Genomic DNA, 23,511 nt, shown 5'->3' with positions numbered 1-23,511 from the left:
GCCGGCGCGCGAACGGCTACACCCTTACTTTAATGAGAGGCGGGCGCGCCATAACGGCGCGCGACGTAGTCTTCGACGATGGCCTGGAACTCTTCGGCAATGTGGTCGCCCTTGAGCGTCACCGTGCGCTCGCCGTCGACGAACACCGGCGCCGCCGGCACTTCGCCGGTGCCCGGCAGGCTGATGCCGATATCGGCATGCCGGCTCTCGCCGGGTCCATTGACCACACAGCCCATGACGGCGACGTTCATGCTCTCGACGCCGGGATACTGGGCGCGCCAGACCGGCATCTGGCGGCGCAGATACCCCTGGATGCTGTCGGCCAGTTCCTGGAAGAACGTGCTGCTGGTGCGACCGCAACCCGGGCACGCGACCACCATCGGCGTGAAGGCGCGCAAGCCCATGGTCTGCAGGATTTCCTGCGCCACCACGGCTTCGCGGCTGCGATCCCCGCCGGGTTCGGGCGTCAGCGAAATGCGGATGGTGTCGCCGATGCCCTGCTGCAGCAGCACGGCCAGCGCGGCCGTGGAGGCCACGATGCCCTTGCTGCCCATGCCGGCTTCGGTCAGGCCCAGGTGCAGCGGGTAGTCGCAACGGGCGGACAGGTCGCGGTAGACGGCGATCAGGTCCTGCACGTGGCTGACCTTGCAGGACAGCACGATGGCATCGCGGCGCAGTCCGAGTTCCTCGGCGCGCTCGGCGTTGCTGATGGCCGACACGACCAGCGCGTCGCGCATCACCGCCTGGGCTTCCCAGGGCTGCGCGCGACGGCTGTTCTCGTCCATCTTGCGCGCCATCAGCTCGTGGTCCAGGCTGCCCCAGTTCACGCCGATGCGCACGGGCTTGTCGTAGCGGCAAGCCACTTCGATCATCTGGGCGAAGTTGTCGTCGCGCCGCTTGCCGCCGCCCATGTTGCCCGGGTTGATCCGGTACTTGGACAAGGCCTGGGCGCATTCGGGAAACTGCGTGAGCAGCTTGTGGCCGTTGTAGTGGAAGTCGCCCACCAGCGGCACGTCCACGCCCATGCGATCCAGCTGTTCGCGGATGGCGGCGACCTCGCGGGCCGCCTCGGGCGTATTCACCGTGATGCGCACGAGCTCGGAGCCGGCCTGGGCCAGTTCCTTGATCTGTATCGCGGTGGCGATGGCGTCCGCCGTGTCGGTGTTGGTCATGGACTGCACCACGACCGGGGCGTCGCCGCCCACGATCACGACGCGATCGCCCCACTTCACCGCCACCGAACGCGTGGCGCGGCGCTCTGCGGCCCCCACGGCGGGAGGCGGCGCATCCTGGCAAGGCAGAGAAGAATCTTGCATCGGCGAAACCGGTTTACTTGGTCGACTTGGGCAGCCAGTCGGACGGCAGCCAGTGCTGCGGCAGCCAGCCTTGCCAGAAGGCGTAGGCCACGCCGGCGGCGAGCACCAGCACGATGGCGATGAGCCAGCCCCAGGAGGTCGAGGACGAACGGTCGTCGTCGGCGCTGGACTGGGGAATGGAGTGCGCCGAATGCAGGGCGCCGGGGCTGAGCTTCACCGGGCCGGTGACGCGGGCCTTGGGATCCAGCGAGTCGACGATGGCTTGGGAATCCGCGCCCAGCAGGCGCGCGTAATTGCGGACCAGGCCGCGCAATGAAACGCCGGTGGGCAGGGCCGCCCACTCTTCGTTTTCAAGAGCTTCGATCTGCTTGGTGGAGAACTTGATGCGGCTGGACACCTCGTCCAGCGACCAACCCTTGGACTCGCGCAAGGCGCGCAATGCCGAACCCACGCTGCCCGCTGCGCCGGCGGGCGTTTCTGAAACTGCAGAAGCGAAATCCTGCGTCATGCATGCACCTGTTTAATTGGTATGGTCTGGCGCTGTGCGGCGTTGCGCTCGGTAATCCGGGTGCGGTCGCGCACTTCTCCGGCCAGCTGGCCGCAAGCCGCATCGATGTCGTCGCCCCGGGTCTTGCGAACGGTGGTGATGATGCCGGCGTCCATGAGACGCTGGGCAAACACCTTCACCCGCGCCGAGTTCGAGCGCTTCAGGCCGGACTCGGGAAAGGGGTTGAACGGAATCAGATTGAGCTTGCACCGCAGCTGGCGTGCAATGTGGATCAGTTCTTTGGCGTGCTGGTCGGTATCGTTGATGCCGTCCAGCATGCAATATTCAAAAGTGATGAAGTCGCGCGGGGCGAACGCCAGGTAGCGTTCGCAAGCGGCCAGCAGCTCCTTCAGCGGGTACTTCTTGTTCAGCGGCACCAGCTCGTCGCGCAGCGCGTCGTTCGGCGCGTGCAGCGAAACGGCCAGGGCCACGGGACAGTCCTGCGACAGGCGGTCCATCATGGGGACCACGCCGGAGGTGGACACGGTGACGCGGCGGCGCGACAGGCCGTAGGCGTTGTCGTCCAGCATCAGGCGCAAGGCGGGCAGGACCTGGTCGTAGTTGAGCAGGGGCTCGCCCATGCCCATCATGACCACGTTGCTGACCACGCGGGTATCTTCGGTGGCCTTGGCGCTTGCCAGGCGGGCGGTGCCGATGTCGGCTTCCAGCACGCGCTTGGCCCACCACAGCTGGCCGATGATTTCGCTGGTTTTCAGGTTGCGGTTGAAGCCCTGGTGCCCGGTCGAGCAGAAGCGGCAATTCACCACGCAGCCGGCCTGGCTGGAAATGCACAGCGTGCCGCGGTCGTCCTCGGGGATGAAGACGGTTTCGATGGCATTGCCCTGCCCCACGTCGAACAGCCACTTGCGGGTGCCGTCGGACGAGCGCTGCTCGGTATTGACGGGCAATGCCTCGATGCGGCAATGCGTCGCGAGCTGGCCGCGGAAATCGCGGGCAAGGTCGGTCATGGCGTCGAACGAATCGGCGCCGCGCTGATGCATCCAGCGCTGCAGCTGGCGGGCGCGAAACGGCTTGCCGCCCCACTGCCCGACGAGCTCGGACAGGGCGGAGCCGTCCAGCCCCAGCAGATTGATTCGTTCGACGGATTCCATGACCTGGGTAACGCTAAAAATCTAAAACAGTGCTTTCGCGGAAATCAACGGCTGTGGATGTTGATTTCGGGGAAGAAGAAAGCCACTTCGACGGCGGCCGTTTCCGGAGCGTCGGAGCCGTGCACGGCGTTGGCGTCGATGCTGTCGGCGAAGTCGGCGCGAATGGTGCCGGGAGCCGCCTTCTTGGGGTCCGTGGCGCCCATCAGGTCGCGGTTCTTGGCGATGGCTTCTTCACCTTCCAGCACTTGCACGAAGACCGGGCCCGAGACCATGAAGTCGACCAGGTCCTTGAAGAAGGGGCGTTCCTTGTGCACGGCGTAGAAACGCTCGGCGTCGGCGCGCGACAGCTGGGCCAGGCGGGCGGCGATGACCTTCAGGCCGGCTTGCTCGAAGCGGCTGACGATCTGGCCGATGACGTTCTTGGCGACGGCGTCGGGCTTGATGATCGAGAGGGTGCGTTGAATGGACATAGAGAACTCCGAAAACTGATTTCTGACTGGTTTCTGATCAATTGCCTGGCGCGGCTCTGCGCTTGTCGGTGTCACCCTTGAAGCGTCATCGCGCTGCTGGCGCGCAGGCGGCTCGGAACACAGGGATGTTCCGGACCGGCCTGAACCGCTGGGCCAAGGCAGGGATTCGACACTGCCCACCTGTCGGACTCGACCCGGATTTGCATCGGGGGCTTGCGGATACGCGTTTTCAGTTGCGTGTTTCCGAAGGAATCCTCAATGAATTCAGGGACTTCTAAAAGGTTTACAGTAACCCGGTATTCTAACACGCCGAGAAGACCGCATTACATCTTAAAATGAGCGGTTTGCTGCCCGCATCCTTAGGCCGGGCGCCCCTGTCTGCCGGAACCTGTAATGACTCAAGCTGCTCCCCCGAACGCCGCGACACCCGCGAGCGACACCCCGGAACTCTCCAAGAGCTTCGAACCCGCCGAACTCGAATCCCGCTGGTACGCCGAGTGGGACAAGCGCGGCTACTTCCAGGCGGGCCAGCACGTAAAAACAGGGACGGAAAGCAAGCCCTACGTCATCCAGTTCCCGCCTCCCAACGTGACGGGCACGCTGCACATGGGCCACGCGTTCAACCAGACCATCATGGACGGCCTGGTGCGCTACCACCGCATGCTGGGCGACGATACCGTGTTCATCCCCGGCACCGACCACGCCGGCATCGCCACGCAGATCGTCGTTGAAAGACAGCTGGACGCCGAGAAGGTTTCCCGCCACGACCTCGGCCGCGAAAAATTCGTGGAGAAGGTCTGGGAGTGGAAGGAAAAGTCGGGCAACGCCATCACCGAGCAGGTCCGCCGCCTGGGCGCCTCCGCCGACTGGCCGCGCGAGTATTTCACCATGGACGACCGCATGTCGCGCGGCGTGGTCGAAACTTTCGTGCGCCTGCATAAACAGGGACTGATCTACCGCGGCAAGCGCCTAGTCAACTGGGATCCGAAGCTGCTGACCGCCGTGTCCGACCTGGAAGTCCAGTCCGAAGAGACCGATGGCCACATGTGGCACATCCTCTACCCCTTCGTGGACGGCCCCCAGACCATCGTCGACAAGGACGGCCAGACCGTCACGCTGCGCGGCCTGACCATCGCCACCACCCGGCCCGAGACCATGCTGGCCGACGGCGCGCTGTGCGTGCACCCCGAAGACCCGCGCTACAAGCACCTGGTCGGCAAGGAAGTCGAGCTGCCGCTGTGCGACCGCAACATTCCCATCATCGCCGACGATTTCGTCGACCCCGAATTCGGCACCGGCTGCGTCAAGATCACCGGCGCGCACGACTTCAACGACTACGCCTGCGCGATGCGCCACGATCTGCCGCTGATCGTGATCTTCACGCTGGACGCCCACATCAATGAAAACGGCCCCAAGCAGTTCCAGGGCATGGAGCGCTACGAGGCGCGCAAGGCCGTGGTCGCCCAGCTGGAGGCCGAAGGCTACCTGGTCAAGGTCGAGCCGCACAAGATGATGCAGCCCAAGGGCGACCGCACCGGCGTCGTGCTGGAACCCATGCTGACGGACCAATGGTTCGTGGCCATGAGCAAGCCCGCCCCCGAAGGCACGCTGAACCCGGGCAAGAGCATCACGGAAGTCGCCCTGGAAGTGGTGGCCGACGGCCGCATCCAGTTCTACCCGGACAACTGGACCACCATCTACAACCAATGGCTCAACAACATCCAGGACTGGTGCATTTCGCGCCAGCTCTGGTGGGGCCACCAGATCCCGGCCTGGTACTCCGACGACGGCCAGGTGTTCGTGGCCCACGACGAGGCCGGCGCCATCGCGCAGGCGCGCGCGGCGGGCGTGACGGGCGATCTCAAGCGCGACCCCGACGTGCTGGATACCTGGTTCTCGTCCGGCCTGGTGCCCTTCACCACGCTGGGCTGGCCGGAGAACACCCCCGACCTGCAGCGCTACCTGCCCTCCAGCGTGCTGGTCACGGGCTTCGACATCATCTTCTTCTGGGTGGCGCGCATGGTCATGCTGACCACGCACCTGACCGGCCACATCCCCTTCAAGCACGTGTACGTGCACGGCCTGATCCGCGACGCCGACGGCCAGAAGATGAGCAAGTCCAAGGGCAACACCCTGGACCCGGTCGATCTGATCGACGGCATCGACCTGGACGGCCTGGTCGCCAAGCGCACCTACGGCCTGATGAATCCCAAGCAGGCCGGCGCCATCGAGAAGGCCACCCGCCGCCAGTATCCGGACGGCATCCCCGCTTTCGGCACCGATGCGCTGCGCTTCACCATGGCCGCCTACGCCACGCTGGGCCGCAACATCAACTTCGACCTCAAGCGCTGCGAGGGCTACCGCAACTTCTGCAACAAGCTCTGGAACGCCACGCGCTTCGTGCTGATGAACACCGAGGGCCATGACCTGACGGGGCCGGACGCGGGCGAGCAGTCCTTCGTGGACCGCTGGATCATCAGCCAGCTGCAGGCGCTGGAGGCGGACGTCGCGCGCGGCTTCGCCGACTACCGCTTCGACAACGTCGCCAACGCGCTCTACCGCTACGTCTGGGACGAATACTGCGACTGGTACCTGGAACTGGCCAAGGTGCAGATCCAGACCGGCACGCCCGCCCAGCAGCTGGGCACGCGCCGCACGCTGATCCGCGTGCTGGAAGGCGTGCTCCGCCTGGCCCACCCCATCATCCCGTTCATCACCGAAGAGCTGTGGCAGAAGGTGTCGGTGGTGGCCGGCAAGCGCAAGGAAGGCGTGGCGGACAGCGTCAGCGTCCAGCCCTTCCCGCAGGCCAACCCGGCGGCGGTCGACACCGCGGCGGAAGCCGACGTGGCCGAACTGAAGGCCCAGGTCGAGGCGGTGCGCGCGCTGCGCGGCGAGATGAACCTGTCGCCGGCGCAGAAGGTGCCGCTGTGCGCCCAGGGCGACGCGCCGATCCTCAAGCGCAACGCTCCCTACCTGGCGGCGCTGGCCAAGCTGAGCGAAGTCGAAGTGCTGGACGCGCTGCCCGACGCCGGCGCGCCGGTGCAGGTCGTGGGCACCAGCCGGCTGATGCTGCACGTCGAGATCGACGTGGCGGCCGAGCGCGTGCGCCTGGACAAGGAAATCGCCCGCCTGGAAGGCGAAATGGCCAAGGCCAATGGCAAGCTGTCGAACGCCAGCTTCGTCGAGCGCGCGCCGGCGGCCGTGGTCGAGCAGGAAAAGGCGCGCATGGCGCAGTTCGGCGAAACCCTGCAAAAGGTGCGCGAACAGCGCGCCAAGCTGGGCAACTGACCGCAGCCCGCGCGCCTGAACCCCCAAGGCCCCTCGATGCATCGAGGGGCTTTTTTCTACACCCCGCCGTCCGTCATCCTGTACCAGGTCACAACGGCGTTCACGTACAGCCGCCGCAGGCCGTAGAGCGGAAACGGCACCACCGGCGTGAGCGGAACCGGCAAGGCGTTGGCGTCGCCCTTGGCCACGTATTGCGCCATCGCCCGGCCCATGCTGGTCTGCAGGCCCACGCCGCGCCCCTGGCAGCCGATATCCACCAGCAGGCCGGGTTCGGGTTCATGCAGGTGCGGAAGGTAATCGCGGGTCACGGCCACCCGGCCGCACCAGCGGTACTCGAACGGCGTGCCCGCGACCTGCGGGAACAGCTTCAGCATCACGCGCTCCAGGTGCGCCCAATCCTGCTCTCCCCTGGGCTCCCTGAACGGGCCGCGCCCGCCCATCAGCAGCCTGCCCTGGTGGTCCAGACGGAAATACAGCAGCAGGTTGCGCGTATCGGACGTGACCTGGCCTTCGGGCAGGATGCCGGCGCGCACGGCCTCCGGCAGCGGCCGGGTGGCCACCTGGAAGGTGTTGGCATCGATGATCGACTGCTTCAGGCCAGGCAGCAGATCGCCGCCATAGGCGTTCGTGCACATCACCACCCGATCGGCGGTGACGCTCGGGCCGCCGGCCGTGGCCGCCGTCCATTTGCCGCCCGCGCGCGCCAGCCGGGTGACGGGCGTGTCCGTATGGATGACGGCGCCCGCGTCGAGCGCGGCGCGCGCCAGGCCCCGCGCATAGCTCAGCGGCTGGATGGCGCCCGCGCGCCGATCCACCCAGCCGCCCAGATAGCGGTCGGTGCCGATCAGGCCGGCCACCTGGGCGCGGTCCAGGGGCTCGACGTCAGCGCCCAGCTTCGCCCATTCGGCGGCCCGGCCGTGCGCCAGCCGCAGGGCCTGGGCAGTGTGCGCGCCCTGGATCCAGCCCTTGCGCACGAACGGCACGTCCATGGCGTGCCGTTCGATCAGATTGAATACCGAGTCCGCCGTGGCGCCGGCAAAGCGCACCAGGCGTTCGCCGCGCTCGGCGCCGAACATGGCGATGAGCGCATCGGGGTCGTACTTCAGGCCCGGAATGACCTGGCCGCCATTGCGGCCCGACCCGCCGAAGCCGATTTCCCGCGCCTCCAGCAGCACGACCCGCACGCCGCGCTCGGCCAGGTGCAGCGCCGTGCTCAGGCCCGCGTAGCCGCCGCCCACCACGAGCACGTCGGCCTGCGTGGACGCCCCGAGCGGCTCCGTGGGCGGAGGCGCCGCGGCCGTGGCGGCCCAGAGCGAAGGGGACAGCGGAAATGGCGCTTGCGGCATGGTCCTTCCTTACATGGGATGCAACACCCGGCGCAGGAAATCCTGCGTCCGGGGATGCTGCGGATGATTCAGCACCTCGCGGGCGGCGCCCTGCTCCACCATGACGCCGCCGTCAAAGAACATGACGCGGTCGGCCACCTCGCGGGCGAAGCTCATTTCGTGGGTCACGACGACCATCGTCATGCCGGCCTCGGCCAGCTTGCGCATGACGCCCAGCACGTCGCCGACCAGCTCGGGATCGAGCGCGGAAGTCGGCTCGTCGAAGAGGATGGCCTTGGGCCGCATCGCGAGCGCCCGCGCAATCGCGACGCGCTGCTGCTGGCCGCCCGACAGTTGCGGCGGATGCGCGTTCTCCTTGTCCGCCAGGCCTACGCTGGCCAGCAGTTCGCGCCCCCGCTCCACGGCCTGCGCGCGCGGCTCCTTCTTGACGAAGATCGGACCTTCGATGACGTTCTCCAGCGCCGTGCGGTGGGGAAACAGGTTGAAGCGCTGGAACACCATCGCCACCTGCGTGCGGATGGAGACGATGGACGGCGAGTCGCAGTCGACCAGCTCCCCGTCCACCGTGATGCGGCCGGCGTTGTAGCGCTCCAGCCCGTTGATGCATCGCAGGATGGTGGACTTGCCCGACCCCGACGGGCCGATCACGCACACGACCTCGCCTTTCGTGACCTCGGCGTCGATGCCCTTGAGCACTTCGAGCGAGCCGAAGCTCTTGCGGACTCCCTGGAGTTCGATCATTTGGCGGCGCTCCTTTTTTCCAGATGGCGCACCAGCAGGATCAGCGGAACGCACATCACGAGGTACATCAGCGCCACCAGCGAGAACACGGTCGCGTTCTTGAACGTGGAGACGGCGATCAGCTTGCCCTGCAGGGCAAGTTCGGCCACCGTGATCGTCGACGCCTGCGACGAATCCTTGAGCATCATGATCATGATGTTTCCGTAAGGCGGCAGCACGATCTTCACCGCCTGCGGCAGCACCACGCGCCGCATCGTCATGCCCCAGCTCATGCCCATGGCCATGGCCGCCTCGATCTGGCCGCGGTCGATGGCCTGGATGCCCGCGCGGAAGTTCTCGGCCTGGTAGGCGGAATACGCCACGCCCAGGCCGATGATGGCCGCCTGCACCGCCGTCAGCGACACGCCCATGTCGGGCATCACGAAGTAGATGTAGAACAGCAGCACGATGATGGGAATGCCGCGCAGCAGGTTGATCACCCCGCCGCTGAACTTGGACAGGTATCGGTTCCCCGACACGCGCATCAACGCCCACACCAGGCCCAGCACCGTGGACAGCGCGAGCGAGCCCAGCGTGACCAGGATCGTGAGCTTCGCGCCCTGCAGCAATATCGGCAGATACTCCGCCGCGTCCTTGAAGAATTCCGTCATGACTTACCACCCCAACAAGACAGCCGGCGAGGACGCCGCCATGGCTCGCCCGCGGGCGCGAAGCCGCGCCCGCGGGGTAGCCGCGAGGCGTCCGGTTGCTTGAGGCCGGGCCGGCATCAAGCGCCGGACAGCCCCCACTTCTTCAGGATGGCGTCGATGGCGCCGTCCGCCTTCAGCTTGACCAGCGCCTTGTTGATCCGGTCGAGCAACGCGGTGTCTTCCTTGCGCGTGGCCAGGCCCAGGCTGCCCATCACCGTCGGCTGATAAGCCTGCGCCATCTTCAGGTTGGGATAGTTCCCCTGGGTCAGGATGTAGGCCGCGATGGGATAGTCCATGAAGCCGCCCTGGATGCGGCCGGCGTTGGCGTCGCGCATCATGTCGGGCGGGTTGTCGTAGAGCTTGACCTCTTTGAACACGCCGCTCTTCTGTATCGGCTCGACGAACGCGGTGCCGACCTGCACGCCGACGGTCATGCCTTTCATGTCGGCGAAGGACTTGTATTCCTTGTTGTCGGTCTTGAGCACCATGAGCCCCTCGCCGTAGCGGTACACGGGCTCGGAAAAGTTCACCACCTGCTGGCGCTGCGGCGTGATGAACATGGCCGCCGACACGATGTCGATGCGTTTGGACGTCAGTGAGCCGATCAGCGCGGAGAACGCCATGGGTTCGATCTGCACCTCGAATCCCGCCTCTTTGCCCACCGCCTTCACGATGTCGACCATCACGCCTTCTATGCTGTTGGTCTTGGTATCGAGAAACGTGAAAGGACTGCCGGTGGGCGTGGAGCCCACTTTCAATACCGTCTGGGCTTGCGCGCCCGCGGCCATGGACAATGCAGCAACTACCGAGACAGCCAGAGTTTTGAATTTCATGACACTTCCTCGTCGTGGCAAAGAGAGCCGGCCGCGCCCTGCGCGCCCGGTGGCGCGACGATCCCCAGTGTCGTCGCGCCGCTATGGATGCTGTGCGCTCATGGCGCCTGTTGCGTATCGTCCCCCGCGGCTTGAGTGATGTTGGAAATGGCCCAGATGACCTCGGTCGTCTGCGACCCGGGATTGCGCCAGCGGCGAGGCGTGCTGCTGGCATAGCAAAAACTGTCGCCTTCGTTGAGCAGCACGACCCGGTCGCCCACCCACAGTTCGAGCGAACCCTTGACCACCACGCCGATCTGCTCGCCCTGCCCGGTCACGAAGAGCTCGTTGCCGGTGGAGCCGCCCGGCTCGATGGTGGCGCGGCAGAGATCCATGCTGCGGCAGGCAGGCGGCGTGTACATCTCTTTGCTGATGCCCTTCTCGCTCAGGTCGATGTAGCGGTGCGTGCCCGCGCGGGCGACTCGCCCGCCGTCCTCGGCCTGGGTATGTTCGGCGTTGCGCAGCAGTGAATTCACCGACACGTGGAATTCGCGCGCCAGCAGATGCAGAATTTTCACGGAGGCGGAGCTGAGGCCCCGCTCGATCTGGCTCAGGAGGCCCAGCGAGATGCCGCAGGCGCGGGCGACCTCCGCCAGCGACCGGCCCTGCTGCTTGCGCAACTGGCGCAGTTGCTGGCCCAGCCACAGGTCGACCGCGGATTCCGGACGGCCGGACGAGGGCTTCGCCGCCTGCATCGAGGCGGTGGAGCGGCGCGCGGGCACGGATCGGGCGGGGTCGGAGCGGCTCATATGAAAATTTCATTTTCATGTAATTTTCAATGCTAGGGAGCGGCGCACGGCCTCACAAGCTAGGAACATCCCTAGCGCTCAGGGGCCAAACCGGGAAGGAGTTAGGACGCGCCCGAGGCCTTGGCGGGCCGGGCGGGCTTGCGCTTGCGCCGGGGAGTTTCCGAGGCCGGATCCCAGGTGCCGGCCAGTTCGGCCAGGTAACGCTCGTCGGCCTTGTCGAGCCATCCGCGGGCGCGGGCGGACTCGATCAGCTCGGGCCTGCGCGCCACCGTCAGGGCGAGCGAACGCTCTCGCCGCCAGCGGGCGATATTGGCATGGTGGCCACTGAGCAGCGCGGCGGGCACCGGCTCGCCTTCATACACTTCGGGACGCGTGTAATGAGGGCTGTCCAGCAGGCCGGACAAGGTGTCGTTGAAGGAATCCTGCAGCGCCGAGTCGCCGTCGTTGAGCACGCCGGGCAGCAGCCGGACCGCGGCGTCGATCACCGCCAGCGCGGCGATTTCCCCGCCGGACAACACGAAGTCGCCCAACGAGATTTCCTGCGTGACGCAGCGGTCGATGAAGCGCTGGTCGACGCCTTCGTAACGGCCGCAGATCAGGATGATGCCGTCACCCGCGGCCAGGGATTCCGCCCCGGCCTGGTCGTAGCGCCGGCCGACGGGCGCCAGCAAGGCGACGGGCGCGCGGCCCAGGCCTTGCGCGGCGCGCGCCTCCTGGGCGGCATTGACGGCGGCTTCCAGGGGGCCCGCCATCATCACCATGCCGGGGCCGCCGCCGTAGGGGCGGTCGTCCACGGTACGGTGCACGTCATGCGTGAAATCGCGGGGATTCCAGGCATGCAGGGACCACCGGCCCTGGGCATGCGCCCGGCCGGTGACACCCAGGTCCCGCACTACCCCGAACATTTCGGGAAAGAGCGTCACGACGTCGAATCGCATCAGAAATCCGCGGGCCAGTCGCTGTCGATGCGGCGAGCGGCCAGATCGACGGCTTGAATGTGCGCGCGCACGAACGGAACGAGCATTTCGGCGGGTCGGCCCTTGGCGTCCAGCACGGGCTCCGGGCCTTCGGCCCCGGCCGTCTGGCGCAGGACTTTCAGCACGGCGTGGGCGCCGTTGTCCAGGACCTCGTCGACCACGCCCAGGAGCGCGGGTTCACCGTTGGCGCTGGAGTACAGCGCGCAACCGATGAGATCGACCCAGTAGTATTCGTCTTCCTCGGTCGCGGGGAAGGCTCCCCGCGGCGCCCGCACGGAACAACCGCGCAGGGCTTCGGCCTGGTCGCGATCTGCGACACCCGCCAGCTGGGCCACCACGGTGGCGCCTTGCGAACGGGATTGCACGACCTTGTATGCGACAGGCGCAGACGTGACAGCGCCCCGCGCCAGTTCAGGCACAGGGCGAGTCAACCACCATTGAGATGCTGAGAGCAGCACTTCGGCGTTGGCCGAATGCGGCTGCACTTTAACCCAGCCTTTCACGCCGTAGGCCGCGGTGATGCGGCCCAGCTCGATCAAATCCGTCGGCGCCGCGTTGGAGGTTGCGGCATCAGGCATGTATCGTGCTCTTGGTAGCTATGAAGCAGCTATGAATGGTAGCTTTAAAGCGTAGTAAAGCCAGCAGGGCTGAGGCTTGGCGACGCGGGCATTAAGCCGCGGCGGAAACCTTGGCCGAGTAGTCTTTGACCAGACGCTCGACAGCGGGCGACAGTTGGGCGCCGTTGCTGGTCCAGTGCTGCACGCGATCCAGCGCGATGCGCAGGTTTTCCGTGCCTTCGCTGGCGACGGGGTTGTAGAAACCCACGCGCTCAATGAAGCGGCCGTCGCGACGGTTACGCGAATCGGTGGCCACCAGGTTGTAAAACGGACGCTTCTTGGACCCACCGCGGGCCAGGCGAATCACCACCATAGGTAATCCCTTGAATTAGTTGTGAAAAACGGGAAATTCTAGCACTTAAACCAGCCAGCTGGCAAATAGGAGTGCGGGAATCTTGCATAGCGGCGGGATTTGTATCCTAAAACACCACATCCAGGTATTCTACAAAAACGGGCCGGAGCCCGCCGCAGCCCAAAGTGTAGCCGCCCGGCCGCGCTTGTGTCTGTCTCAGTGCGTTCAAAGTCAGTGCGTTTGAAGAAAAACCCGATTTTTGGAGATCGGTTTTATGTCATCGTACGCAAGATCCCGCGCTTTGCTCCCCCCTGCCGCGCTTCCGCGGCGCCGCTTCCGCGCTTTCTTCAAGCCATCTCCCTGAGGGCGGGTCCTCCGCCCCTCGCCGCCATTTCCGCTTTTCCCCGCGTTTGTCCCCCAAACTTCCTCTATTCGGAGGGTGCACCATCATGAAGAACCAGAAATCCGTCTTCACTCCTGTCGCGCGCCTGGCCATGGCGGGCCTGCTGGCGGGCACGCTGGCGATGCCGCTGGCGGCCTCCGCCCGCGTCGTCGGCGCCGCCCTCACGACCGCCACGGGCAAGGTCACCGCCGTGGACCAGGCCAGCCGGACCATCACGCTGCAAGGCGAGAACGGCAATACCGTGGAGATCATGGCCGGCCCGAACGTGCGCAACTTCCAGCAGATCAAGCCCGGCGATACGCTGACGCTCGACTACTACGAGTCGGTGGCGGTGGCGGTGCGTCCGGCCGGCTCGGGCGCCCCCGAGGTCGTAACGGAAACGTCGAGCACGCGCAGCCCCAAGGGCGCCATGCCCGCCGGCGCGGCCGGCCGCCAGACCACGATCACCGCCGAGATCTGGCACATCAACAAGAGCGCCAACCTGGTCACGCTGAAGGGCCCGCAAGGCGGCATGCGCACCATCCAGGTGCAGGACCCCGCCCTGCAGGCGCGGCTCCAGCAGCTCAAGGAAGGCGATCTGGTCGACTTCACGATCACCCAGGCCGTGGCCGCCGCCGTCCGCAAATAGCGGTTCCGCGCGGCAAAAACAAAAGGGCCCGCCGGAAAGCGGGCCCTTTTGCCTGTGGGGTCTGCCCGGCACGGCGGGCCGGTCAGCGCCGCCGCAGGAAATGCACGCCGCGGCCGTCGACTTCCTGCTGCGCCACCAGGACGTTGCCGGTCTGGCGGGCAAAGGCCTGGAAGTCCCGGATCGCGTTGCGGTCCGTGGTGACGACGCGCAGCACTTCGCCGCTGGCCATCTGCGCCAGGGCCTTCTTGGCGCGCAGGATGGGCAAAGGGCAAGTCAGCCCGCTGGCATCGATCTCCTGCTCGAAGGACGGCGCTTGCGCGCCGGCATCGGGACCGTTCATCACAGACGCTCGTCCACCCACTTCTGCACGCTGGCGATCGCCGCGGGCAAGGCGCTCACGTCGGTGCCGCCGCCCATGGCCATGTCCGGACGCCCGCCGCCCTTGCCGCCCACCTGGGCGGCAACGAAGCCGACCAGGTCGCCGGCCTTGATGCGGTCGGTCAGGTCGGCGGTGACGCCGCCCACCACGCTGATCTTGCCGTCGGCCGAACCGGTGGCCAGCAGCACGACCGCCGGCTTCAGGCGATCCTTCAGGTTGTCGACCATGCCGCGCAGCGCCTTGGGATCCACGTCGCCGATGCCGGCGGCCAGGACCTTGATGCCCTTGACGTCGACGGCGGCGCTGGAGGCCAGATCGTTGCCCGCGCTGGCAGCCAGCTTGCTGCGCGATTGTTCGAGGTCTTTCTCAAGCGTCTTGATCTGTTCCTGCACCTGCGCAATGCGGGCGGGCAGATCGGCCGGCGTCGAGCGCAGCATGCCCGCGACCTGGGTCAGCAAGGCATTCTGGTTCTGCACCCAGGCCAGGGCGTTGTCTCCGGTGATGGCCTCGATGCGGCGCACGCCCGCGGCCACGCCGCCTTCGGAGACGATCTTGAACAGGCCGATGTCGCCGGTGCGGCCGACGTGGGTGCCGCCGCAAAGCTCGCGCGAGAAGCCGATGTCGAGCACGCGCACCGTGTCGCCGTACTTTTCGCCGAACAGCGCCATGGCGCCGCCCTTGACCGCGTCGTCATAGGCCATGACCTGCACCACAGTGGGCTGGTTGGCGAGGATTTCGGCGTTGACGATGGCCTCGACGCGGGCGATCTGCTCGGCCGTCAGGGGCGCGTCCTGCGCGAAATCGAAACGGGTCTTGTCGGGGTCCACCAGCGAGCCGCGCTGCTGCACGTGCGCGCCCAGCACCTGGCGCAACGCCTTGTGCATCAGGTGAGTGGCGGAGTGGTTGCGCACCGTGCGGGCGCGGCGCACCGCGTCCACGCGGGCCAGCAGCGTGTCGCCCACGGACAGGGTGCCCGATTCCAGCAAGCCGTGGTGGCCGAAGACGCCGGCCTGGATCTTGAGGGTGTCGGCGACGGCGAAGCGCAAGCCGGCTGCTTCGAGCAAGCCGGTATCGCCCACCTGGCCGCCCGATTCCGCATAGAACGGCGTGGCGTCGAGCACGACGACCGCATTCTGGCCGGCCTGCACCTGCTGGACCTGCGTGCCGTCGACGTACAGGGCCGTGACCTTGACGTTGTCGAGTTCGAGCTTTTCGTAGCCTTCGAAGCGCGTGTCCGCGCCTTCGTAGCTCAGGCCTTCGGCCATCTTGAACTTGCCCGCGGCGCGCGCCTGGTCGCGCTGGCGTTCCATGGCGACTTCGAAGCCGGCCATGTCCACTTCCACTTCGCGCTCGCGGCAGATGTCGGCGGTCAGGTCCACCGGGAAGCCGTAGGTGTCGTACAGCGTGAACAGCGTGGTGCCGTCCAGCTGGCCGCCCTTGGGCACGTTGGCCAGGGCGGCATCCAGGATGCGCATGCCGTGTTCCAGCGTTTCGCCGAAACGCTCTTCTTCCTGCTTGAGCACCTGGGCGACGCGGTCGGCCGTGGCGGCCAGCTCCGGATAGGCCTCGCCCATCTCGGCGACGAGGTCGGGCACCAGGCGGTGGAAGAACGGCTTGGTCTGGCCCAGCTTGTAGCCATGGCGCAGCGCGCGGCGCACGATGCGGCGCAGCACGTAGCCGCGGCCTTCGTTGCTGGGGATCACGCCGTCGACGATCAGGAACGAGCAGGCGCGGATGTGGTCGGCGATGACCTTCAGCGAGTTGTCTTCCAGGTCCTTGATGCCGGTTTCGCGCGCGGCGGCGGCGATCAGGTGCTGGAACAGATCGATTTCGTAGTTGGAATGCACGCCTTGCAGCACGGCGGCGATGCGTTCCAGGCCCATGCCGGTGTCGACACAGGGGCGCGGCAGGCGCGGCATGTTGCCGGCGGCGTCGCGCTCGAACTGCATGAACACCAGGTTCCAGATCTCGATGTAGCGATCGCCGTCTTCCTCGGGGGACCCCGGGGGGCCACCCCAGATCTCGGGGCCGTGGTCGTAGAAGATTTCCGAGCAGGGGCCGCAGGGGCCCGTGTCGGCCATCTGCCAGAAGTTGTCCGACGCGTAGCGGGCGCCCTTGTTGTCGCCGATGCGGATGATGCGCTCGGCCGGCACGCCGACTTCCTTGGCCCAGATGTCATAGGCCTCGTCGTCTTCCTGGTACACGGTGACCCAGAGCTTCTCGGCGGGCAGCTTGTAGACCTGGGTCAGCAGCTCCCAGGCGTACTGGATGGCGTCGCGCTTGAAGTAGTCGCCAAAGCTGAAATTGCCCAGCATTTCGAAGAACGTATGGTGGCGGGCGGTGTAGCCCACGTTCTCCAGGTCGTTGTGCTTGCCGCCCGCGCGCACGCTGCGCTGCGAGGACGTGGCGCGCGTGTAGGACCGCGATTCCTTGCCCGTGAAGACGTCCTTGAACTGGACCATGCCCGAATTGGTGAAGAGCAAAGTCGGGTCGTTGCCGGGGACGAGCGACGACGAAGGGACGATGGTGTGTCCCTTGGACTTGAAGAATTGCAGGAACTGCTGGCGAATCTCGGAGGATTTCATCGTGGATGAAGCAGGATTTAGGCGAATTTTTGATTATAGAGGGTTGGCGGCCATACGCGGCAATGAGGGGCGCGGGGCTCAGCGCACGCAGACGTAGCCGGTGGTCCAGCCCTCGGTTTCGGTCCATTTGCCGCCCGCGGAAACGATGACCGCGCTGTAGCCGGCCGGGCACGAGCAGGCGCCCGTGCGCGGATTGGCCGTGGAGGCACCGGTGTAATGGTAGCAACCCAAGGGGTAATTCAGGCTGTACGCCCCGCCGAAGCCCCCGCTGGCCTGCGTCCAGACATTGGACTGGCAGGTCAGCAGCTCGCCCTCGGGGGAATTGGCCATCGTCCCGTTGGCGGCGCCGCAATACTGCCCTGCGGCGGCTCGCGCGCCCACCGAAAGATAGCCTCCGACCGAGGCCGAGGACGCGACGCTCAGCGAGCCCTGGAGCTGGGGATCGCGGGTATCGCGGATCTTCACGAAGCGCTCCAGGTCCGGACCGGCGGCTCCCGCGCCCGCGGCCGCCCAGACCGCCACGGTGCCCGGCGCATAGGCCGGCATGCCCGCCGCCAGGGGGTTCGCGAAGTTGAAGGCGGCCCCGCGCAGCCTGCCCGGGGCGCCGGGCCACACGGCGCCCCCGTAGCCGTCCGCGGCCTCGATCACGGCCGCCATGCCGATCAGGTCGGGCAATTGCGTCCCTGTTTTCAGCAGCGGCTGCGCGCCGTAGGCCAGCCCGTCCAGCCGGCATTGCGCGCCCGGGCAGGCCGCCGCCCTCGCGATCCGCAGCTGCGCGGCGAAGCCCAGCGCCGAGCGGTCCGGAAAGCCACCGGGCAGGAATCCCGCGGCGCGCAGTTCGGCCACGGTGGGTGCCAGCGGGTCCGCGAACAACGGCGCGCCCTGCCCGTTGCGCGGCGGTTCCCCCTTGGCCAGGGCCGTGAAATGGGTGGACAGCGCCTGGTCCAGGGCCAGGCGGATCTGGGTGAGCCACGTGCCCGTGGAACGCGCCGCCGCATCCTCCACCCGCTGCACCAGCTGGTTGGAGGCCCAGATGGCGGCCATCGCGGCCAGGGCCAGCGCCAGCGTCATCCCCAGCAGCGAGAATCCGGAGTGCCCCGGACGCGCGCGCGCGATTCGCGGGAAGGCCTGCGGCGGATGCGGGCGCGAACTCATTTGGCGGTGAACACGAAGGTGTTGACGTCGCCCTGGCTGCATTGGGCCTGGGCCAGGGCGGCCCGGTAAGGCACGGCGGGCGTGGCCAGCGAATCCTTCACGATCCGGGAGCCGCCCTGCGCGCCGATGGAGATGGTCTCCGACATCCGTTGCAGCACCGAGGCCAGCGCCGGGCAGGCGGCATGGCTGACGTTGGTGAGGGTGATGGAGAACGCCGAGCCCAGCCCCGCGCTGCCGAACGCGGCCGCCGCCACCTCGATGACGCCGTTGCTCCCCACGCCGTTGCCGCCCAGGCCATGGGCGATGCGCGCCCCGGCTCCGGCGCCCTGCACCGACAGGACGCTGGAATCCCGCAGGGCATTGGCCATGGCGCCGGTGTCCAGGCCGGCATAGGGCGCGACGCCGCCGCCCAGCCCGTTGATCTTCATGCTGGCGATGAATCGCTGCAGTTCCTCACCCACCTTGGGCACCTTGTTTTCGATGACGTAGGCGCCGATGGCGGGAATGCCGACGATGGCGATCAACAGGACGATGGCGGTGACGATGGACACCTCCATCAGGGAGAAGCCCCGCTGCTGCAAGGCGCCGTACGGGGATTCGTGGATGAGCTGCATGGTTGTCTCCTTGGTGTGTGTAGCGCCGGCGCCAGGATGGCTGCCGGCTCCGCCGCCCTACCGGCTGGCGTAGAAATTGGCGAGCCCCTGCCGCAATTCGTCGATTACGCCGTAGTGCCAGAGCGTGATGCCCAGCACGGCCGACACCGACGAGATCAGCAGCGACCAGCGCAGCACCGCGGCCTGACGCCGAACGCGCGCCAGCAGGCGCGCCTCGACGCGCCGACGCGCCCGCGCCAGCCCGGCTTCCATGCCCAGCGCGTCGATCATGTCGGCCATGTACCACCAGGTGTCGGCCTCCAGCAGCCCCGTGCCGAATATCTCCGGGCCGGCCAGGCCGGCGTCGATGCGCCCGAGCATGTCCAGCAGGTGCGCGTGCAGCCAGGGCGCCGCATCGCGCGTCTGCACCGCCAGCGCGCGCCGCAGGCGGGTATCGGCGGAGCCATGCTGCCGGACCAGTACGGACAGCAGCGCAAGAAAGCGGATGCCGTGAAAATCGCGGTAGAGCCGCCAGATCAGCCAACGATCCAGCCGCGCCCTGAGCGGACCCGTGAAATGCGGGAGCGACCACAGGCTCAGCGCCGCCAGGCCAAAGACCAGCGCCAGCCACAGCGGCAGCCAGGTCCGCAGGCCGCGGGCCAGCGCGAACAAGGCGCGGGTCAGGCGGGCGTAGTCCTCGGGCGGCACCGCCTGGAAAACCTGTTGCAGCCGCGGCACGGTGAAAAAGGGAATGGCGCACAGCAAGGCGAACGCCACGGCGGCAGCGGCGACGCCGGCCGCGGCCGCCGACGCGAAGGCCAGCCAAGCGTCCGCCGCCAGCCGGACGGCGCGCGCCAGGTCCCGCAACGCGGCCGCCAGCTCGCCGCCCTCTTCCTGCACGCAAGCCAGCAGCAGGCATTCGCTGGCGGGCAGCGTGCCGGACCACGCGGCGCCCAGGTCGCCGCCCGCCTCCTGGTAGGCGGCCGCCCAATGCCGCGACAGGCGCCCGCGCACCGTGTCCAGGCCATGCCGGCGCGCGTCGTCTTCGAAAATGTCGCGCAGGCTCTTGCGCCCCTGGGTGCCCTCGACCAGATCCGCCAGGTATTCGTAATAGTCCGCGCGCTGGGACCGGAAGCGCGCCGCGTCCAGGCGCAGCAGCGGGGCGAGACCGGCGAGCCCGCGCCAGCCGGGCGCCTGCGGGAACGGCTCAGCCATGGCCGCCCCCGCCGGATGCCGCGCCCGCCCGGACCACGGCGGCGGGCAAGTCGAAGCGGCGCAACAGGGAGCGCGGATCGACTTCGCCCACGCTGGCCCGATACAAGGCGGTGTGCAACGCCTGGGCGCCGCGCGTGGCCGCCACGCGCCAGGCGGCGGGACCGGCCGCCTGCGCCTGCCGCTTCAGGCCCTGGTTGTCGCGCGTGCGCACGCGTTCGAGGAATCCGTCCACGCGCTCGGGCTCGACCATCTCGGCCGCGACGCAGCGGCCCGCCGTGCCGTTGAGTTCCGGCAGGTGGGGACGCCTGCAATCGGGGCAGCCCGCGACGTTGCGCACGCGCAGCGCCGCGGCATCCAGCTGGAAGGCTTCGGCCATGCGCGCGATCCATGCCCGCCAATCGACATTCGGCTCCGCGCCGCCCGTCCACAGGTTGTCGGCCGGCAACGCGCAGCGGGCGCACAGGCGCGGCAGCAGGGTCTGGTAGACGAGCAGTTTCAGGATGCCGGGCGACGCCAGGAAATCCCGCGACACGCCGATCGCGTCCGAGGCCAGGCGCTCGGGGATCATCACGGCGCTGGCCGCGTGGGTCGTGGTGTACAGGCTGACGCCGGAACTGGCCAGGTCCATGAACGCGCGCCCGGTCTCGACATCGCGGATTTCGCCGAGGAGCAGGTCATTCATCGCGGACCGCTTGATGGTCTTGAGCTTGGCATCGAACGCCGGCCAGGCCGATTCGGCCAAGGCTCCGCCCAAGGTGTTCTGCAAGGCGTTGCCGATCAGGTATTCCACCGGGTCTTCCAGGGTGACGACCTTGCGGGTGGCGGCGATGCCCCGCATCAGCGTGGCGATGGTGGTGGATTTTCCCGAGCCCACCACGCCCGCGAGCACGATGGCCCCGCCCTCGCGCTCGCGGGCGCGCAGCAGGATCTCGACCTGCGCCGGCAGGTAGCCAAGCGCGAGCAGGTCGCCATCGGCGGTCGCGTCCAGCCGCAGGATGCGCAGGCAGACCGACGGCCCCGCGTCGGCGGCCAGCGACGCCCAGCGCAACATGACCGGCGCGCCGTCCACGTCCAGGGCGATGCGCCCCTGCTGTTCCAGCGCCGGATCGAACACCGCGCCGTTGCCGCCCCGGACGTCCATCCAGGCCACGGCCAGGACTTCCAGCAGCGTCGCGTTGGACAGGCCCGCGAAGCGCTCCGTGCCCACGTATTCGCCGCCGATGGTGTAGCGGATCTCGCAGGTTTCGCGCCGCCGGTCGATGTTGATGTGCACGTCGCTCGCCCCCTGCGCCACGCCCCAGCGCACGATGTCCAGGAACAGCGCGGCGAGGGCCGAGACGCGCGCTTCCTGCCGCGCGCCGGCCCGCCCGGCCAGCCCCGGCGCGGCAAGCTGGCCGCGGGCCACCATCAATAGCAGCGGCGCCGGCAACTGATAGCGCGGCACCCGCGCCAACCGGTATCCCTGCGCCGTGATCATGCGTTCGATTTCGTCGATCTGGTCGCCCAGCGTGTAGTCCTTCACGGCGAAGACGGCGACCTCGCCGCTTTCCAGCAAGACCGGACACAGCCTGCCCGCCAGCGCGGCCAGGTCGAACTCGCGGCCCAGGGCGCGCGCGTACGCCGGCGCCATGCGGGCGATGTCTTCCGGCGTTCGCAGCTCGGGCGGACGGGCTGCCGAAACGGCAACCGGCAAGGCGGGCGCCGTCATGGGTGGGCCCTGCCGAGATCGAGGCAGGCGATGCGTTCGAGGCCATCGCGGCTCAGCCGCACGCAGGCGTCCTCGATGGCGAGCAGCTGATAGGCGCCCGCCACGGCCGCGCCCGCGATGGGCGCGCCGCGGCCCGACTGGTAGCGCAGCACCGCGCCATTGACGTTGAGATCGACGCGCAGGCTGCGCGCCATGCCGAAGATGGCCAGCACGCGGATGTCGTCGAGCGAACGGGCGGCGGGCGCCGCCGGTCCCGACGCGGGTGCGGATCCTGCGCCCGCCGGGCAGATGCCGGGAACGCGGCAGTCCGCCAGGGCGGCCGCGGCGTCGGCGCGCAGCAGCATGCGCACGGTTTCGGCTTCCGGCCAGGCCTGCGGTTCTTCCGTGGCCGGCGGTGGAAGCTGGGCGCGGACGCCCGACGCAAGCGCGACCGCCAATACGATCCCCGCGGCTATCCCCGCGACCAACCGCGCCGCATGCCCGCCGCGGGCGGCGCCTGCCCTATTGCTGCTCATAGAGTTCTCCCTGCAATTCGGCGATAAGCGTGCTCGCGGCCAGGCCGGGCCTCGGCTGTGGCCGGATTTCCAGCGACAGGCGCGACCACCGCGCCGTTGAAATGGCGTCCGGCAACAAGGCGAACGAACGCAGCGGCCCGCGCAAGACCAGGGCCCGCCGGCGAACGCCGGGCCGCTCCGGCCGCTGGCTGGAGGCATCCTGGGCCGCGGGCGGCGCCACCATGGGCAGCGGCGAGGCCGCCGCCAGCGCGATCGCGGAAAATGCCGGCTGCAGACGCTGCAAGGCGGCGACCAGCCCGGTATCGACCTGGAGGCCGGTGGGCAGCGACAGGTCGGCCAAGCGCGCCTGACGCGCAGCCATCCGCCAGGACAGCGTCGCTCCCTCCATCGGCTGGAACGACAGTTCCCAGCCGGCGGGCCGCAGCGCATGCAGCGCCTGGTTCGTGGCAGAGGAGCGGACCCGGACGTAGGCCGCCGAGCAGCCCCAACCGCGCGGCTCCGCCGTGCACTGCGCGCGGCTCAGCGCCCATCCCGCGACCTGTATGGGCAGCCGGCCCAGGCCGGACAATAGACGGCCCACTTCGGAAGGCGCGTGGGCCGCCGTGGTTTGCAGCAATACGAGGTAGGGATCGGGCTGGGACGGGCCCTCTTCGGCGCCGTCGGCCGCCGGCGCTTCGCGCCCGCGCCATTGCGTTTCCAAGGCGCTCCATAGGGCAGGCGCAAGAGCCGCCAGCCCTACGCACGCCAGGAATAGCCGCAAGGCCAGCGGCACCTCGGCCCAGCGGCTCGGCAGCGCGACCAGCCGGGCGGCCGGATCCACCGCCTGCTGAAGCGCGGCCCAGACCGCGCCGGCCTCGCGCATGGGCAAGGCGGGCCGCTGGGCCAGCAACAGCGATTGCTCGCGCAGCGCCTCGTCCAGGGACGCGAACACGCGGTCGGTCTGGGACAGCACCGTGCCACGCTGGGCCGCCACCAGCCAGTGTCCGCCGTCCGGCAGTCGGATCAGGCTATGCCCGCCGTCGGGATACAGCAGGGCGAAGAGCTGTGCAGCAGCCTGGACGCGGGCCTCGCCGCGCCCTCGCGCAAAACCGGCGCGCCACCCGCCGCCCCGCCGCGATCGCACGCGTCCGTAGCCCGCCATGGTGGCGGGCGCCCCGCCCACGACGTAATGGCTGGCCCGCAGACGCCGGCCGCGAGCACGGGCCAGCGCGGGCACGTTGGAGCCGATCAGCGCGTGCCAGCGCAGGCCGAACGCCAGCGTTCGCCCCGCGCCGGGGCAGTCGAGCAGCAGCGTGAGAGGAGTTCGGTCCATGC

22 protein-coding genes are annotated in these 23,511 nt (G+C 68.1%); 2 read left to right on the top strand and 20 right to left on the bottom strand.

Annotated features, from left to right (window positions below; translation table 11 throughout):
• Positions 1–29 precede the first annotated feature (29 nt).
• The 4 genes from ispG to ndk are packed head-to-tail and all read right to left on the bottom strand — an operon-like array spanning position 30 to position 3,445.
• On the bottom strand, positions 30–1,316 hold the full coding sequence (gene ispG, locus ADE01S_RS12410; protein WP_062682000.1) for a flavodoxin-dependent (E)-4-hydroxy-3-methylbut-2-enyl-diphosphate synthase: 1,287 nt from the start codon (positions 1,314–1,316) through the stop codon (positions 30–32).
• A 13-nt stretch (positions 1,317–1,329) separates the two neighbouring features.
• Positions 1,330–1,824, bottom strand: coding sequence for a helix-turn-helix domain-containing protein (locus ADE01S_RS12405; RefSeq protein ID WP_062681999.1), 495 nt, complete (start codon positions 1,822–1,824; stop codon positions 1,330–1,332).
• A complete protein-coding gene (gene rlmN, locus ADE01S_RS12400; protein WP_062681998.1) occupies positions 1,821–2,975 on the bottom strand; it encodes a dual-specificity RNA methyltransferase RlmN in 1,155 nt (384 codons plus the stop codon). Before rlmN ends, ADE01S_RS12405 begins: the two co-directional genes overlap by 4 nt.
• 44 nt (positions 2,976–3,019) lie before the next feature.
• A complete protein-coding gene (gene ndk / locus ADE01S_RS12395; protein ID WP_062681997.1) occupies positions 3,020–3,445 on the bottom strand; it encodes a nucleoside-diphosphate kinase in 426 nt (141 codons plus the stop codon).
• 393 nt (positions 3,446–3,838) lie between these two features.
• Here ndk and ADE01S_RS12390 point away from each other — a divergent pair, with 393 nt between their 5' ends.
• Positions 3,839–6,733 (top strand): valine--tRNA ligase, encoded by a 2,895-nt coding sequence (locus ADE01S_RS12390; RefSeq protein ID WP_062681996.1) that lies wholly within the window; start codon positions 3,839–3,841, stop codon positions 6,731–6,733.
• Positions 6,734–6,789: 56 nt separating this feature from the next.
• On the opposite strand, the gene ADE01S_RS12385 is transcribed toward ADE01S_RS12390, so the two are convergent.
• The 8 genes from ADE01S_RS12385 to rpsP form a co-directional block, all read right to left on the bottom strand.
• Positions 6,790–8,079 (bottom strand): NAD(P)/FAD-dependent oxidoreductase, encoded by a 1,290-nt coding sequence (locus ADE01S_RS12385; RefSeq protein WP_062681995.1) that lies wholly within the window; start codon positions 8,077–8,079, stop codon positions 6,790–6,792.
• A gap of 9 nt (positions 8,080–8,088) precedes the next feature.
• Positions 8,089–8,820: an amino acid ABC transporter ATP-binding protein gene (locus ADE01S_RS12380; RefSeq protein ID WP_062681994.1), complete on the bottom strand. Its 732-nt coding sequence runs from the start codon at positions 8,818–8,820 to the stop codon at positions 8,089–8,091.
• Positions 8,817–9,470 carry an amino acid ABC transporter permease gene (locus tag ADE01S_RS12375; RefSeq protein WP_062681993.1) on the bottom strand — a complete coding sequence of 218 codons (654 nt, stop codon included), beginning with the start codon at positions 9,468–9,470 and terminating at the stop codon, positions 8,817–8,819. Before ADE01S_RS12375 ends, ADE01S_RS12380 begins: the two co-directional genes overlap by 4 nt.
• A 116-nt stretch (positions 9,471–9,586) precedes the next feature.
• Positions 9,587–10,342 (bottom strand): ABC transporter substrate-binding protein, encoded by a 756-nt coding sequence (locus ADE01S_RS12370; protein WP_062681992.1) that lies wholly within the window; start codon positions 10,340–10,342, stop codon positions 9,587–9,589.
• Between the two features lie 98 nt (positions 10,343–10,440).
• Positions 10,441–11,130, bottom strand: a complete 690-nt coding sequence (locus ADE01S_RS12365) for a helix-turn-helix domain-containing protein (protein ID WP_062681991.1) — start codon at positions 11,128–11,130, stop codon at positions 10,441–10,443.
• Between the two features lie 101 nt (positions 11,131–11,231).
• A complete protein-coding gene (gene trmD / locus ADE01S_RS12360) occupies positions 11,232–12,068 on the bottom strand; it encodes a tRNA (guanosine(37)-N1)-methyltransferase TrmD (protein WP_062681990.1) in 837 nt (278 codons plus the stop codon).
• Positions 12,068–12,685, bottom strand: coding sequence for a ribosome maturation factor RimM (rimM, locus tag ADE01S_RS12355; RefSeq protein WP_062681989.1), 618 nt, complete (start codon positions 12,683–12,685; stop codon positions 12,068–12,070). Before rimM ends, trmD begins: the two co-directional genes overlap by 1 nt.
• A 91-nt stretch (positions 12,686–12,776) precedes the next feature.
• On the bottom strand, positions 12,777–13,037 hold the full coding sequence (gene rpsP / locus ADE01S_RS12350) for a 30S ribosomal protein S16 (protein WP_043541446.1): 261 nt from the start codon (positions 13,035–13,037) through the stop codon (positions 12,777–12,779).
• 428 nt (positions 13,038–13,465) lie between these two features.
• On the opposite strand from rpsP, the gene ADE01S_RS12345 reads away from it, so the two are divergent.
• Complete coding sequence (locus tag ADE01S_RS12345; RefSeq protein WP_062681988.1) at positions 13,466–14,047, top strand: hypothetical protein; 582 nt, start codon at positions 13,466–13,468, stop codon at positions 14,045–14,047.
• A gap of 82 nt (positions 14,048–14,129) precedes the next feature.
• Here the strand turns inward: ADE01S_RS12345 and ADE01S_RS12340 are convergent, their stop codons facing one another.
• The 8 genes from ADE01S_RS12340 to ADE01S_RS12305 form a co-directional block, all read right to left on the bottom strand.
• Positions 14,130–14,387, bottom strand: coding sequence for a sulfurtransferase TusA family protein (locus ADE01S_RS12340; protein ID WP_062681987.1), 258 nt, complete (start codon positions 14,385–14,387; stop codon positions 14,130–14,132).
• Positions 14,387–17,011 carry an alanine--tRNA ligase gene (gene alaS / locus ADE01S_RS12335; protein WP_062681986.1) on the bottom strand — a complete coding sequence of 875 codons (2,625 nt, stop codon included), beginning with the start codon at positions 17,009–17,011 and terminating at the stop codon, positions 14,387–14,389. Before alaS ends, ADE01S_RS12340 begins: the two co-directional genes overlap by 1 nt.
• 78 nt (positions 17,012–17,089) lie before the next feature.
• On the bottom strand, positions 17,090–18,166 hold the full coding sequence (locus ADE01S_RS12330; protein ID WP_242663405.1) for a prepilin: 1,077 nt from the start codon (positions 18,164–18,166) through the stop codon (positions 17,090–17,092).
• Positions 18,163–18,780, bottom strand: coding sequence for a type 4 pilus major pilin (locus ADE01S_RS12325; protein ID WP_062681985.1), 618 nt, complete (start codon positions 18,778–18,780; stop codon positions 18,163–18,165). Before ADE01S_RS12325 ends, ADE01S_RS12330 begins: the two co-directional genes overlap by 4 nt.
• A 57-nt stretch (positions 18,781–18,837) precedes the next feature.
• On the bottom strand, positions 18,838–19,974 hold the full coding sequence (locus ADE01S_RS12320) for a hypothetical protein (RefSeq protein ID WP_062681984.1): 1,137 nt from the start codon (positions 19,972–19,974) through the stop codon (positions 18,838–18,840).
• A complete protein-coding gene (locus tag ADE01S_RS12315) occupies positions 19,967–21,682 on the bottom strand; it encodes an ATPase, T2SS/T4P/T4SS family (protein WP_062681983.1) in 1,716 nt (571 codons plus the stop codon). Before ADE01S_RS12315 ends, ADE01S_RS12320 begins: the two co-directional genes overlap by 8 nt.
• Entirely contained in the window at positions 21,679–22,197 is a 519-nt protein-coding gene (locus tag ADE01S_RS12310) for a hypothetical protein (protein WP_062681982.1), read from the bottom strand. Before ADE01S_RS12310 ends, ADE01S_RS12315 begins: the two co-directional genes overlap by 4 nt.
• The gene (locus ADE01S_RS12305) at positions 22,184–23,509 is read right to left on the bottom strand and encodes a hypothetical protein (protein ID WP_242663406.1); all 1,326 of its coding nucleotides are present in this window, start codon (positions 23,507–23,509) and stop codon (positions 22,184–22,186) included. Before ADE01S_RS12305 ends, ADE01S_RS12310 begins: the two co-directional genes overlap by 14 nt.
• Positions 23,510–23,511: the final 2 nt, after the last annotated feature.

The organism is Achromobacter denitrificans NBRC 15125, from assembly GCF_001571365.1.
GTDB classification, from domain to species: Bacteria; Pseudomonadota; Gammaproteobacteria; order Burkholderiales; family Burkholderiaceae_B; genus Achromobacter; species Achromobacter denitrificans.
This window is presented reverse-complemented; position numbering and strand designations above follow the sequence as displayed.